Source organism: Ruegeria sp. AM1, assembly GCF_056540745.1.
Window position 1 is genome coordinate 16,646 of record NZ_JBQFXH010000001.1, and the last position, 13,064, is coordinate 29,709.

Annotated in this window: 13 protein-coding genes; 6 read left to right on the plus strand and 7 right to left on the minus strand. The window is 59.5% G+C overall.

The features are described 5' to 3' along the window. Positions 1-20: 20 nt before the first annotated feature. The 6 genes from ACR0I7_RS00080 to ACR0I7_RS00105 all read right to left on the minus strand — a co-directional run bounded on the left by ACR0I7_RS00080 (position 21) and on the right by ACR0I7_RS00105 (position 5,786). Positions 21-1,109, minus strand: a complete 1,089-nt coding sequence (locus tag ACR0I7_RS00080) for a DUF1513 domain-containing protein (RefSeq protein ID WP_480507188.1) — start codon at positions 1,107-1,109, stop codon at positions 21-23. A 6-nt stretch (positions 1,110-1,115) separates the two neighbouring features. Next, positions 1,116-2,126 (minus strand): imelysin family protein, encoded by a 1,011-nt coding sequence (locus ACR0I7_RS00085; protein ID WP_480507190.1) that lies wholly within the window; start codon positions 2,124-2,126, stop codon positions 1,116-1,118. A gap of 2 nt (positions 2,127-2,128) precedes the next feature. Next, entirely contained in the window at positions 2,129-3,676 is a 1,548-nt protein-coding gene (locus tag ACR0I7_RS00090) for a di-heme oxidoreductase family protein (RefSeq protein WP_480507192.1), read from the minus strand. Then, positions 3,636-4,121: a bacterioferritin gene (gene bfr / locus ACR0I7_RS00095; RefSeq protein ID WP_480507194.1), complete on the minus strand. Its 486-nt coding sequence runs from the start codon at positions 4,119-4,121 to the stop codon at positions 3,636-3,638. Before bfr ends, ACR0I7_RS00090 begins: the two co-directional genes overlap by 41 nt. Further along, on the minus strand, positions 4,069-4,362 hold the full coding sequence (locus tag ACR0I7_RS00100; protein ID WP_480507196.1) for a (2Fe-2S)-binding protein: 294 nt from the start codon (positions 4,360-4,362) through the stop codon (positions 4,069-4,071). The genes bfr and ACR0I7_RS00100 overlap by 53 nt, the downstream gene beginning before the upstream one ends. A 155-nt stretch (positions 4,363-4,517) precedes the next feature. After that, the gene (locus tag ACR0I7_RS00105) at positions 4,518-5,786 is read right to left on the minus strand and encodes an imelysin family protein (protein WP_480507198.1); all 1,269 of its coding nucleotides are present in this window, start codon (positions 5,784-5,786) and stop codon (positions 4,518-4,520) included. 346 nt (positions 5,787-6,132) lie between these two features. Here ACR0I7_RS00105 and ACR0I7_RS00110 point away from each other — a divergent pair, with 346 nt between their 5' ends. After that, positions 6,133-6,579, plus strand: coding sequence for a ZrgA family zinc uptake protein (locus tag ACR0I7_RS00110; RefSeq protein WP_480507200.1), 447 nt, complete (start codon positions 6,133-6,135; stop codon positions 6,577-6,579). A gap of 3 nt (positions 6,580-6,582) precedes the next feature. Here the strand turns inward: ACR0I7_RS00110 and ACR0I7_RS00115 are convergent, their stop codons facing one another. Further along, a complete protein-coding gene (locus tag ACR0I7_RS00115) occupies positions 6,583-7,143 on the minus strand; it encodes a response regulator transcription factor (protein ID WP_480509676.1) in 561 nt (186 codons plus the stop codon). A 371-nt stretch (positions 7,144-7,514) separates the two neighbouring features. On the opposite strand from ACR0I7_RS00115, the gene ACR0I7_RS00120 reads away from it, so the two are divergent. From ACR0I7_RS00120 to ACR0I7_RS00140, 5 genes are all read left to right on the plus strand, one after another. After that, positions 7,515-8,711, plus strand: coding sequence for a malate--CoA ligase subunit beta (locus ACR0I7_RS00120; protein WP_480507202.1), 1,197 nt, complete (start codon positions 7,515-7,517; stop codon positions 8,709-8,711). After that, a complete protein-coding gene (gene sucD, locus ACR0I7_RS00125; RefSeq protein ID WP_480507204.1) occupies positions 8,712-9,602 on the plus strand; it encodes a succinate--CoA ligase subunit alpha in 891 nt (296 codons plus the stop codon). Further along, positions 9,602-10,573: a 2-hydroxyacid dehydrogenase gene (locus ACR0I7_RS00130; protein WP_480507205.1), complete on the plus strand. Its 972-nt coding sequence runs from the start codon at positions 9,602-9,604 to the stop codon at positions 10,571-10,573. Before sucD ends, ACR0I7_RS00130 begins: the two co-directional genes overlap by 1 nt. 97 nt (positions 10,574-10,670) lie before the next feature. Then, on the plus strand, positions 10,671-11,966 hold the full coding sequence (glyA, locus tag ACR0I7_RS00135; RefSeq protein WP_480507207.1) for a serine hydroxymethyltransferase: 1,296 nt from the start codon (positions 10,671-10,673) through the stop codon (positions 11,964-11,966). 15 nt (positions 11,967-11,981) lie between these two features. Further along, a complete protein-coding gene (locus tag ACR0I7_RS00140) occupies positions 11,982-12,959 on the plus strand; it encodes an HpcH/HpaI aldolase/citrate lyase family protein (RefSeq protein ID WP_480507209.1) in 978 nt (325 codons plus the stop codon). Positions 12,960-13,064 lie beyond the last annotated feature (105 nt).

Consider the following 13,064-nt stretch of genomic DNA (forward strand, 5'->3'; position numbering starts at 1 on the left):
AGCCTAATCCATGGGATGCGCTAAGAGATAGAGCCAATCGGGATCAGGTGGTTGTCCCATTGGCACGCGGTGTTTGCTCGGATATCGACACCTGTGGCTGACAGGGTTCCGATGCGGCCGGTTCCAGTGGTGAATATCAACCCATCAGGCGCGGGGCTCAGCCCGCAGACATCGTCGAGCGTAAACGCATCGTTGAAACTGCCACTCTCGGCATCAAAGCTGAGCAGCGCATTGCCACGCGGGCAGGTGATCGCAACGCTTTGCCCATCGGCAGAGAACCCAACGCTGCCCGCATATCCTTGCAATCTGTGTTGAACCGCGTCCGGGGCCGACAGCAGCTGCGCGTCGCTTCCCCTGACGTGCAGACCCAGCAGCGGAGGGTGCTGCGTCGCATCGCCCTGCCATTGCAGGGCAAAAGCCACCAGCCCATCCTGTCGCACCGCGAGATGGCGGATCGAGTTCTTATGCAGGGCCTGCGGCAGTTCAACCTGCTCCAGAACCTGCCCGCTCAGATCGCAATAGGTCAGGTTCGGTTGCATGGTGGGCAGGTTCAGCTTGCTGCGGCCCGTGTCGGGATGGGTTTCGATCCCGCCATTGGCAATTGCAAGCGTGGCACCATCCGGCATCAGCACCATGTCATGCGGGCCAATGCCACCCGAGGGGAACGCGCCTTGCCGGGTGTAGTCGTTTCCGGCATCCCAGACGCCGATCATGCCCGTCCCGGCCTCATAGTTGTTTTCGGTGGTGAAAAGCCGCTGCCCATCTCTGCAAAACACGCCGTGGCCATAGAAATGATGGTCGCTCGGGGCATCTAACCGCGCGATCTCGGCTCCGGTGGCGCAATCGATCACGATGGCAAAGGTGCCCGGGCGGCGGGCAAAGGCCACAGCCTGCGCATGGACGGGATGTGCTGCCGCCGCGTGTCCGCGACCCGGCAAGGGCCGCGTGAACAGGATCGATCCGCGCGCGTCCAGCCCGACCAGTCGATAGGACCCGTCAGGAAACAGAGCCGCTGCCAGAAAGTCGGGTGCCCCGACCTCGGCCCAGGCTCGTGCGGGTGTCAGGCCGGTGGCAACCAGGCCCGCAAGGAACTGACGTCGGCTGGTCATGGCGTTTCAATCTCCGTCCAATGAGTTGAAGCCCGCGCTGACGCCCAGCGTCGGGCCCAATTCGGTTGCGGCGATCTGGCGGATATCGTTGATCGATTGCTGCAGCGCCTCGACCCGGAACCGACCCTGCGGCGTGGCAACCCCGGCAAATGCGGGATCGTCCAGCGACTGCGCCCGTGTGATGCTCCGATCAAAGGCAGCATCCAGGTCAGCAGCAATCTCTGCGTGATCGAACGAAAGGCGCGCGGCCAGATCGCGCAACGCAATCAGCGACAGCTCTACATGGCGTAACGCGCGGTCTGACCGGCGCGCCTCGGCCCGGTTCGGGCGCGGGCGGTCAGCTGTTCCAAGCGGCCGGCCCAGCCGTGTATCCGCAGTAAACTGCAGACCCGTCAGTAGCGCTTTGAACAGCTCCTGCACGGCCTCTTCGCCGGTGCGATAGGGGCTATCTTCGCCGGGTTGCATCAACCGGGGTGCATACCCTTGCCAGTCGTCCTTGATGGCATCTGCGTTGCGGTCGATATCCGTGGCAATGGCCCGGATCAGCGCGCAGCGATAGGCCGCGCTGCCCTGCTCGGCAAAGGCAGGGTCATAGAGCATCCGTTCCAGCGCAAAGAATCCGCGCCCCGCAATGGACAGCTCAGCAAAGGCCACCGGGTCGGAGACTGTGTCATCCGCAGTGGCGATCATGCCCGACAGGGCCTTGGGCGTGAACCCTTTGGTGTCGGGCCAGAAGGCTAAAGCAAAGGCGCGGTCCTCCGTCTCGGACGGGCCAAAGCGCAAATGGCTGGCCGATATCCACGCGTCAAACGCAGCGCCATAGGCTGACAGCAGCGCACCCGAGCTCGGCAGGCAATCGGTCTGCGCCGCCACGTTGAGTGCCTCAGTCGCACCTGCCAGAGCGTCAAATCGCGGCAAGATATGGCTCTGGGTCACATCAATCAGGGTCGGTGTACGATCCTGCGCATGGGCGGCAAGCGGCACGGCAAGAGCAAGGATTAGGGAAAGGCATCGCATCGTCAGAGACTCTTCAGAAAACGGATCAGGGCATCACGGTCAGGCTTGGGCATCGACACGACCGTATCGCGTGCCGTCTGCGCTTCGCCGCCATGCCAAAGGATTGCCTCAAGCAGCGATCGGGCGCGCCCGTCATGCAGGAACTGGGTGTGGCCCGACACGCGTTCGGTCATGCCAATCCCCCACAGGGGCTGTGTACGCCATTCGCGGCCCGTAGCGCGTGCTTCGGGGCGATTGTCGGCCAGCCCGTCGCCCATGTCATGCAACAGCAGGTCGGTATAGGGCCAGATCAGCTGAAAACTGTGCTCGGGCCGATCCTCCATCCGGTGGGTGACATAGGCAGGCGTGTGACACGCGGTACAGCCTGTGGTGTGAAACACCTCTTTGCCGCGCAATACCTCAGGGTCATCCGTATCGCGGCGCGCGGGAACGCCCAGATTGCGGCTGTAGAACGCAACCAGATCCATGCCGACCTGATCAATCTCGAACTCGCGCACATCGCCGTCGCCATGCGGGGCCGCAACGCAGTTTTTCTGGGCTGGCATGCAATCGCCATAAGCCGCCGGAAACAACGGGGTCGAAATGCCGATATCACCCGCGAATGCGCCCGCCGATTGCTCCATCACCGTGGGCATTCCGGCCTTGTGGCCGAACCGCCCCATCATCGGCTGATCAAACTCGGTGGACCAGACGATGTTGGGCCGGCCCGAAATGCCATCGCCATCTGCATCTTCCGGGTCTGCCCGGGCCAGCAAGTCCTCAACCGGGATCGCCTCAAGCAGGCCCAGCCCGATCATCTGCGGCGCAACGCGCGGACTTAGCATCGCGTCTGGATGCAAGGGGCCATAGCCCAGATCAGCCGCCTCATAGGTCGGCTTGCGTAACGAGGCCACCTCGCCATCCGACAGCTCAACGGGAATTTCCTCATAAGCGATGTCCAGCCGGTATTCGGCAGGATGACCGGCAAGGGCAAAATCCTGCATCTGCCCGCCATATGTGGGGTCGGGCAGGGTGGCGAAATAGCCTTCGATCTCTGCCGGAGCGTCTGCGAGGCTGCCTGGAATCGAAACGCGCAGGAACATCGAGATCGCGTTGTCCTCGGCATCCACTGGCGTATGACCGCGCCCGTCCTTGATATGGCAGCGCTGACAGGAGCGGGCGTTGTAAAGTGGTCCCAGCCCGTCGGATGCTAGGGTCGAGGCGGGCGACGACACCCAGATTTTCTTGAACAACCCGTTGCCGACCCGGAACTCAAGCTCCTGCTCGAAGCTGAGATTGGCCGAGGGCTGGGAAAACGCATCTGCATTGGACCGTGCCCGCACGGTTGCCGCTCCGGCGCTTAGTTCCTCGAAACGTTGCGGAGCCGAAAAGTCCAAGGGCGGAGCCGTCACACCAGTGATGCGGGCCGTTTCCTCGTCGGTTCTGGGGATGATCTTGAGGTGCGAATCCTGAAGCGGTGCTGACAGGGCTTGGGTGGTCGCAAAGGCGACCACCGCAGCTGGGATGAGGCTATTCGCTCTCGTCCATCTTTGACGCGTTGAGCTTGGCATAGTTGGCTTCGCCAATCCTTTCATACAGGTCAAGCTGTGTTTCGAGGAAGTCGATATGGCCCTCTTCATCGGCCATCAACTGCTCGAACAGAGCCATCGATACAAAATCGCCGGCTTCCCGGCAGTACTCGCGCGCTTCCTTGTAGAGTGCTCTTGCATCGATTTCGGCTGCAAGGTCACATTCCAGTGTTTCTTTTGGGGTCTGACCGATCCTCAGCGGGTCCAGCTTTTGCAGATTGGGGTGACCCTCCAGAAAAATAATCCGCTCGATCAGCTTGTCCGCATGTTCCATCTCTTCGATGGATTCTTCGCGGCTTTTCTTGGCCATATGGCCCAGACCCCAATCTTCCTGAAGCCTGTAGTGCAACCAATACTGGCTGACTGCGGTCAGCTCATGCCGCAGAGATTTGTTGAGATATTCGATGACTTTTGGGTCGCCCTTCATCTGTACTCTCCTGTGTTACTCCGCTGCGCAATGAACGGAGTTGCATGGGTACTTCCAGCTTATCGCTTGATCGCATCGTGTCTAGGAAAAGGGGCATGCATCCGCCACAATCCGCTGATTTTCCAAGGGCATGGTAGATTTTTCCAGGCGTGATGATCGCCCGCGGATCAGATGTCCGCATCCAGTCGATCGCGGCGCGGATATCAGTGTCAGAGATGTTGGTGCAGTGGCATACGATCATGGCGACTCGACCGGCTATCTGATTTCTTACTTAAATAGTAAGTTATTCAATTGACGTCCAGTAAGAAGACGCAAATCTTTGTGATTCGAATGGCCGGAAGCGCAATAGTGCCTGCGCTTCCGGCTGCGTTGGGTGCCGTCACCCGATAGGTTCGTTTATTGGAACACCGCGTTCGGGTTATCCAGGCTGTCCGAGCCCTCGAAATCGATCTGATCCAGTTCCAGCGCAGTGACGACGCGCTCGATGGTTCTGGTCTGATCCACCAGGCCGTTGACGCCACCCATGATCAGAGCCTCGCCACCGGCATTGCCGGCCTCCAGCATCTGGTCATAGGCAAAGCCTGCCTCGGCCGTCGATTTCAGACGTCCCAGTGCCTGCATGGTGGTTGACAGCTTGGCCTTCATCTCGATGTCCAGAGCGGGATCAACCCCAGTCACCAGATCCGAAAGCGATGCGCCCTGAACCGGTGTGCCATCGATGCGCACATAGGTCCCCAGATAGACGTTCTGGATGCCCAGCCCGTCATAATAGTGGCTGTTGTGGGTGTTGTCCGAAAAACAATCATGCTCTTCTTCGGGATCGTTCAACATCAGGCCCAAGCGCATACGCTCGCCCGCCTGCTCGCCATAAGAGAGCGAGCCCATGCCAGTCAGGATCGCGCTGACGCCCGCGCTTTCGTTCTCGGTCAGGGCCGCGCGTGCTGCGCCGCCTTGCTGCCACTGTGCTGCCATCCATTCCAGATCGCTGATCAGCAGATCGGTCGCCGCACTCAGGTACTGGGCACGACGGTCGCAATTGCCGCCGGTGCAATCGTCCCCTTGCGCATAGTCGCTCCAGGGGCGGTTCCCCGCGCCTGCGCCATGGCCGTTCATGTCCTGCCCCCACAGCAGAAACTCGATCGCGTGATAGCCGGTGGCGACATTGGCCTCGATCCCGTCGGCCTCATGCAGAGTCTCAGCCAGCAGTTCGGGGGTGATCGTGCCAGCATCAATTGTCGTGCCTGACAGCTCAAAGCTCGGGTTGGCGATGACGTTCAGAACCGCAAATTCGTTTTCATCCGTCGCCCCGCCATAGGCCGCATCCACATAGTCGATCAGGCCTTCATCCAGCGGCCAAGCGTTCACCTTGCCTTCCCAGTCGTCAACGATGGCGTTGCCAAAGCGGTACACCTCAGTTTGCTGATAGGGAACGCGTGCCGCTATCCAGGCAGCGCGGGCGGCGGTCAGCGTGGCATCCGACGGTTCAGCGATCAAAGCAGCGATTGCAGTCTGCAGGGTGCGCGCAGCAATCAGGCTGTCATCATATTTGGCTTCGGCGATATTGGCATAAGTGTTGAGGACATCTGCCTTCGAAGGCGCGTCAGCAGCGGCGACGGACGCGATGCACAGTGTCAAAGCGCTGGTCGCGGTAAACAATTTGGTCATGTCGTTTGGTCTTTCTTGTCAGAAACGATACGCGCCATTTAACTGAGTGATTTAGTGGGTTAAGTCAACCTGAGTTTTATTGTCAGGTATGGGTCGCGCCTAACCACATCCCGGAAGGTCTAAAGCGGATGAGCGCCAATCTGCTTCTGGTTGAAATCCGGATGCCACCGCACTAAGCGGCAAATCGCCCGTATGTCATGTGACGTGACGGCCCGCCCTCTTTGCGTGCCATCGCAAAATAGCTAAGCTCTATGGCGTGATTCTCGGTTTGGTTGTTATGGGTATGAAGCGTACGATTATGTCTTTTTTGCTGTGTCCTGTGGTGCTGTCCGCTCAGGAGCCGCAGTTGACCGATTCCCATAGCCATGGAACGGGTCTTCTTAAGATTTTGAATTCAGGACCGGATATCACAGTTTCCCTAATTGTGCCCGGTTCAGACATTGTGGGCTTCGAACATCCGGCTGCTGATGACGAAGATCGCGCGCGGGTCGCGGGGGCGATTTCGGAGCTTTCCAACCCGATGGAGCTGTTCACGCTGCCCGAGATTGCCGGATGTACGACCGTGTCGGCCAATGTGACACTGGTCAGCGACGACGCTGCGCATTCTGAATTTCACGGAGAATATGTCATCCGCTGTCAGGATATGACGGCGGTCGACAGCATCGGTATGCCGTATTTTGACCGGTTCGAGAACGCGCGCGATCTGGTTGTTGACGTGCAGTCTGAACGGGCGACACGTGAGACGACCGTCACACGGACCGCGCCGCAGGCCGACCTGTCCGGGCTTTTCTAACCGCTACCCGTCAGAGTGCTTTGAGGAATAGTAGTAGGCAATCGCCTGCGCTCGGTTTTTGACCGAAAGCTTTTCATAGATATTGGACAAGTGAAACTTCACCGTATTGGTCGAAATCTGCAACTCTTTCGACAGGTCGCGATTTGACAGGCCCTTGGCCAGAGCCTCAAGTATTGCGCGCTCTTTGCGCGATAGGCTGTGAATGGGGTCTTGCTGCATCTTGCGCACATCGATGAACGGAAAGACCATCTTGCCGGCAGCCACATCGGTACAGGTATCCAGTAAAACCTCGACAGCGCCGGAACGTGGGGCGAACCCGGCGGCACCGGCCTGCATGGCCAGACGCGGCACATCGCCCACTTCGTCTCCATAGATGACAAAGCGCGGGGCGTTCTCCTGCTCGCGCATCACCTCAATCAGCTTGGCGGCCCCGATGACGGGCAGGTTCCACGCCACAACGCAGACCTGCGCGGGCACGCGGATGACCGCCCCCAAAAATCCCTCTGCCGTGGCCGATGTGGCCACCAGAGAGAATCGCGGGTCGCGCTCAAAGATTTCGGACATCGCCGACAGGACAAGCGGGTTGTTATCTGCCAGCGCAATTCCGATCGAGGTCTCTGGATCCACATTCATATGAAATTTCACCTATTTTTTTCAAAAACTACCCATATGGGTGGTGTTAATTTTGGTATACATCGGTATATTTACCTAAATGGGTAGGTTTTTACCCGCTCATTTAGGTTTGCTAAAACAGTAGTAATCTACGTTGCGCAAACGCTCAAGCCCCGGTTTCCTGTCACTCAACGCGATGTATGGGCCATGACCGCCCAGTGTTGAGGAGGATCATCGATGACGCTTTACGGCTTTCAGCCCCCGGTTTCTCTGCAGACCTGCCGCCCCGGCACTTCTGTTGCTGTATAGATCGGAGACTTGGAATGGATATTCACGAATATCAGGCGAAAGAAATTCTTTCGAACTTTGGCGTCGAGGTTCCATCCGGCGCGCTGGCCTATAGCCCCGAACAGGCGGCTTATCGGGCGCGCGAACTGGGCGGCGACAGGTGGATCGTTAAGGCGCAGGTCCATGCGGGCGGTCGCGGCAAGGCCGGTGGGGTCAAACTGTGCAGCTCTGAGAATGAAATTCATGACGCCTGCGACGCCATGTTCGGTCGTAAGCTGGTCACGCATCAGACCGGTCCCGAAGGCAAAGGCATCTATCGCGTCTATGTCGAATCCGCCGTTCAGATCGACCGCGAGATTTACCTGGGGTTTGTGCTGGACCGCTCCAGCCAGCGCGTGATGATCGTCGCCTCGTCCGAAGGCGGCATGGAGATCGAGGAGATTTCCGCCGAGCGCCCCGACAGCATCGTACGCTCGATCGTCGAACCCGCTGTTGGTCTGCAAGAGTTTCAGGCGCGCGAGATCGCATTCAGCCTCGGGCTGGAACCACGTTTGGTGCAGCATATGGTCCGCACATTGCAGGGCTGCTACGCGGCCTTCAAAGAGCTTGATGCCACGATGGTCGAGATCAACCCGCTTGTGATCACCGGCGGCGGCAGGGTTCTGGCGCTGGATGCTAAGATGAGCTTTGACGACAACGCCCTGTTCCGCCATCCGCAAATCTCTGAGCTGCGCGACAAAAGCCAGGAAGACCCCCGCGAAAGCCGTGCGGCAGATCGCGGCCTGTCTTATGTCGGGCTTGAAGGAAACATTGGCTGCATCGTCAACGGTGCGGGCCTCGCTATGGCCACCATGGACACCATCAAGCTAGCCGGGGGTGAGCCTGCGAACTTCCTCGACATCGGCGGCGGAGCCTCGCCCGAGCGTGTGGCCAAAGCATTCCGTCTGGTTCTGTCGGACAAGAATGTGCAGGCGGTTCTGGTCAATATCTTCGCCGGTATCAACCGCTGCGACTGGGTGGCCGAAGGGGTCGTTCAGGCCCTGCGCGAGTTGGAACTGGATCTGCCGGTCATCGTTCGCCTCGCCGGAACCAATGTGGAAGAGGGGCAGAAGATTTTGGCGCAGTCAGGCCTCCCGATCATCCGCGCCACAACCCTGATGGAAGCCGCTGAACGGGCGGTTGGTGCCTGGCAGAGCGATTTGACTCAAAACACCAAAGTGAGGGCTGTTTAAATGAGCATTCTTCTCGATCGCAACTCGCGCGTCATCGTTCAGGGCATCACCGGACGCATGGCCCGGTTCCATACCAAGGACATGCTGCAATACGGCACCAATGTCGTCGGCGGCGTGGTGCCCGGCAAAGGTGGTGAAACCGTCGAAGGCGTTCCGGTCTTTGACACCGTCAAGCAGGCGGTTGAGGCGACCGAAGCCGACGCCAGCCTTGTCTTTGTGCCGCCGCCATTTGCAGCGGATTCGATCATGGAGGCCGCAGATGCCGGTATCCGGTATTGCGTCTGCATCACCGACGGTATCCCGGCGCAGGACATGATCCGCGTGAAACGCTATATGTACCGCTATCCCAAGGACAAGCGGATGGTGCTGACCGGCCCGAACTGTGCCGGAACCATCAGCCCCGGCAAGGCACTGCTGGGCATCATGCCGGGCCATATCTATCTGCCGGGTAACGTTGGCATCATCGGTCGCTCGGGTACGCTGGGCTATGAGGCGGCAGCGCAGCTGAAAGAGCGCGGCATTGGCGTCTCTACAAGCGTTGGCATCGGCGGCGACCCGATCAACGGGTCGTCTTTCCGCGATATTCTGGAACGGTTTGAACAGGACGAGGATACCGAAGTCATCGCCATGATCGGTGAGATCGGCGGCCCGCAAGAGGCTGAGGCGGCGGAATACATTCGCGACCATATCACTAAGCCCGTTGTGGCCTATGTGGCCGGTCTGACAGCCCCCAAAGGACGTACGATGGGTCATGCCGGAGCCATCATCTCGGCGTTTGGCGAAAGCGCCTCGGAAAAGGTCGAAATCCTCTCCGCCGCCGGTGTGACTGTTGCAGAAAACCCTGCGGTGATTGGTGAGACCATCGCCCGCGTCATGGGAAAGGCTGCGTAATGGTGAAACCTTCGGTTCTTGTTACCCGTCGTTGGCCTGCCGCCGTCGAGGCGCAACTGGCCGAAAATTATAACGCCGTCCTGAATACCGGGGACAAACCTATGTCCCCGGCCGAAATCCGCGACGCTTTGAAACGCTATGACGCGGTTCTGCCCACGGTGACGGACACACTCAGCGCCGAGGCGCTGGATGTGCCCGCCGCGCAGACCAAGATCATTGCCAATTACGGTGTGGGTTACAGCCATATCTGTGAACCAGCGGCCCGCGATCTTGGAATGACCGTCACCAACACGCCGGATGTTCTGTCCGAATGCACTGCTGATCTGGCCATGACGCTGATGCTGATGGTTGCTCGCCGCGCGGGCGAGGGCGAACGTGAGCTGCGGTCCGGTGATTGGTCCGGCTGGCGGCCCACCCATCTGGTCGGCACAAAGGTCAGCGGCAAGACGCTGGGCATTGTTGGTTTTGGCCGCATTGGCCAGCAAATGGCGCGCCGTGCTCATCACGGCTTTGGCATGAAAATCCTCGTCCACAGCCGCAGTCAGGTCTCGCCTGACGTGTTGAAACAGTGCAATGCCATGCAGGTCGACAGTCTCGACGCGCTGCTGCCACAATGCGATTTCGTTTCGCTGCACTGTCCCGGTGGTGCCGCCAACCGGCATATGATCAATGCCCGCAGGTTGGACCTGATGAAACCCGATGCGTTTCTGATCAACACCTCGCGGGGTGAGGTGATAAACGATTTTGCGCTCATTCAGGCGCTGATGTTCGGCGTTATCAGTGGTGCCGCGCTGGATGTGTTTGATGGCGAACCCCGGATCAGTCCCGATCTGCTGCAATGCGACAATGTAGTAATGTTGCCGCATCTGGGCAGCGCCACGCGCGAGGCGCGCGAGGCGATGGGATTCCGTGTGCTGGACAATCTGGATGACTTCTTTGCAGGCCGTCCGCCGCGCGATCGGGTCATCTGACGCCATGGCAGGATAATTCGTCGTCTATCAAGTTTTATTGACCCTGCCGCTTTCGCTAAGAAATCGGCCAAACCCACTTTAACAATGTGGAGCGCTCATGAACGTCAACCTACGCGACACCGGTTTTTTCACGCAGTCTCTTGCGGATCGTGACCCTGAACTGTTCGGCTCAATCACCTCCGAGCTGGGCCGCCAGCGCGATGAGATCGAGCTGATTGCCTCGGAAAACATCGTCTCGGCCGCTGTGATGCAGGCGCAGGGTTCGGTGATGACCAACAAATACGCCGAAGGCTATCCCGGACGGCGCTACTATGGCGGCTGCCAGTTTGTCGACATCGCCGAAAATCTGGCCATCGACCGGGCCAAGCAACTGTTCGGCTGTGGTTTCGCCAATGTACAGCCGAACTCGGGCTCTCAGGCCAACCAGGGCGTGTTTCAGGCGCTGATCAAACCCGGTGACACCATTCTGGGCATGAGCCTGGATGCCGGTGGCCACCTGACTCACGGTGCCCGCCCGAACCAGTCGGGCAAGTGGTTCAACGCCGTGCAATATGGCGTCCGCCAGCAGGACAACATGCTGGACTATGATCAGGTCGAGGCGCTGGCGAAGGAACACCAGCCCAAGCTGATCATCGCAGGTGGTTCGGCCATCCCGCGCCAGATCGACTTTGCCCGCATGCGCGAGATCGCCGATATGGTCGGCGCCTATCTGCACGTGGACATGGCGCATTTCGCCGGTCTGGTGGCCGCAGGCGAACACCCCAGCCCGTTCCCGCATGCGCATGTGGCGACGACCACCACACACAAGACCCTGCGCGGTCCGCGTGGGGGTATGATCCTGACCAATGATGAAGATATCGCTAAGAAAGTGAATTCAGCAATCTTCCCCGGCATCCAGGGCGGCCCGCTGATGCATGTGATCGCGGCCAAGGCTGTGGCCTTTGGCGAGGCGCTGCGCCCCGAGTTCAAGAGCTATATCCAGCAGGTTGTGACCAACGCGCAGGCGTTGTCGGATCAGTTGATCAAGGGCGGTCTCGATACCGTGACCCACGGCACCGACACCCATGTGGTGCTGGTCGATCTGCGGCCCAAAGGCGTTAAGGGCAACGTGACCGAGAAGGCCCTGGGCCGGGCGCATATCACCTGCAACAAGAACGGCGTGCCGTTTGACCCCGAGAAGCCGACGATCACATCGGGCATCCGTCTGGGCTCACCGGCTGGCACCACCCGCGGCTTTGGCGAGCCCGAGTTCCGCCAGATCGCCGACTGGATCATCGAGGTCGTCGACGGCCTCGCCGCCAACGGCGAAGACGGCAACAGCACCGTCGAGGCCAAGGTCAAGGCCGAGGTCCAAAACCTCTGCACCAAATTCCCGATATATCCTAACCTTTGAAGCAAGGACTCAACCATGAGCTTTCACGCAATTGAACAAGCGCCCGCGCGTCTGAACCGCAGCGAACTGGCTGTACCGGGCAGCCAGCCCGGCATGTTCGAAAAGGCCGCAAAATCCGATGTCGATGTCATCTTCCTCGATCTCGAAGACGCCGTTGCACCCGATGAGAAAGAGCAGGCCCGCAAGAACATCATCGAAGCTCTGAACGACATCGACTGGGGCAACAAATCCATGTCCGTGCGGATCAACGGTCTGGACACGCATTACATGTACCGCGACGTTGTGGATGTGGTCGAACAGGCAGGTGAACGTCTTGACCTGATCATGATCCCCAAAGTGGGCACTGCCGCAGATGTCTATGCCGTCGACATGATGGTTACCCAGATCGAAGACGCCAAAGGCTATAAGAAACGGATCGGGTTCGAGCATATCATCGAAACCGCGCTGGGCATGCAGAATGTCAGCGAGATTGCGGCAGCCTCCAAGCGGAACGAGAGCCTGCATTTCGGCGTTGCCGACTATGCCGCCTCGACCCGTGCGCGCACCACGATCATCGGTGGTGTGAACCCGGATTACTCGGTTCTGACCGACCCGGACGCAGATGCCAACCGCGCCACCCATTGGGGCGACATGTGGCACTATGCGCTGGCGCGTATGGTTGTTGCAGCCCGCGCTAACGGCCTGCGCCCGATCGATGGCCCGTTCGGCGATTTCCAGGACGCAGACGGCTATAAAGCCGCCGCCAAACGCGCCGCTGTTCTGGGCTGCGAAGGCAAATGGGCCATCCACCCCAGCCAGATCGCCCTGGCCAACGAAGTGATGTCGCCCGGCGAGGCCGAAGTTACCAAAGCACAGCGCATCCTCGAGGCGATGGCCGAAGCCGAAGCCGCAGGCAAAGGTGCGGTGTCGCTGGATGGTCGCCTGATCGACTATGCCTCGATCCGTCAGGCCGAGGTTATGGTCGAAAAAGCCCGCCAGATCGCCGCTGCCTGATCCTGAGACAAAAGACAGGCATCGGAGACCGCTGCCTGTCTTTTTCTGCGGTTGCCGTAGAGTGCTAGTCATGTCGTGCTTTTCGTCACAACACGGGCCCTGCCA

Coding starts and splice junctions, on each gene's coding strand:
- ACR0I7_RS00115 (WP_480509676.1), bottom strand. CDS start 7,143: ATGTCCGAAATCTTTGAGCGCGACCCGCGATTCTCTCTGGTGGCCACA.
- bfr (WP_480507194.1), bottom strand. CDS start 4,121: ATGAAGGGCGACCCAAAAGTCATCGAATATCTCAACAAATCTCTGCGG.
- ACR0I7_RS00120 (WP_480507202.1), top strand. CDS start 7,515: ATGGATATTCACGAATATCAGGCGAAAGAAATTCTTTCGAACTTTGGC.
- ACR0I7_RS00130 (WP_480507205.1), top strand. CDS start 9,602: ATGGTGAAACCTTCGGTTCTTGTTACCCGTCGTTGGCCTGCCGCCGTC.
- ACR0I7_RS00080 (WP_480507188.1), bottom strand. CDS start 1,109: ATGACCAGCCGACGTCAGTTCCTTGCGGGCCTGGTTGCCACCGGCCTG.
- ACR0I7_RS00105 (WP_480507198.1), bottom strand. CDS start 5,786: ATGACCAAATTGTTTACCGCGACCAGCGCTTTGACACTGTGCATCGCG.
- ACR0I7_RS00100 (WP_480507196.1), bottom strand. CDS start 4,362: ATGATCGTATGCCACTGCACCAACATCTCTGACACTGATATCCGCGCC.
- ACR0I7_RS00090 (WP_480507192.1), bottom strand. CDS start 3,676: ATGCCAAGCTCAACGCGTCAAAGATGGACGAGAGCGAATAGCCTCATC.
- sucD (WP_480507204.1), top strand. CDS start 8,712: ATGAGCATTCTTCTCGATCGCAACTCGCGCGTCATCGTTCAGGGCATC.
- ACR0I7_RS00140 (WP_480507209.1), top strand. CDS start 11,982: ATGAGCTTTCACGCAATTGAACAAGCGCCCGCGCGTCTGAACCGCAGC.
- ACR0I7_RS00085 (WP_480507190.1), bottom strand. CDS start 2,126: ATGCGATGCCTTTCCCTAATCCTTGCTCTTGCCGTGCCGCTTGCCGCC.
- glyA (WP_480507207.1), top strand. CDS start 10,671: ATGAACGTCAACCTACGCGACACCGGTTTTTTCACGCAGTCTCTTGCG.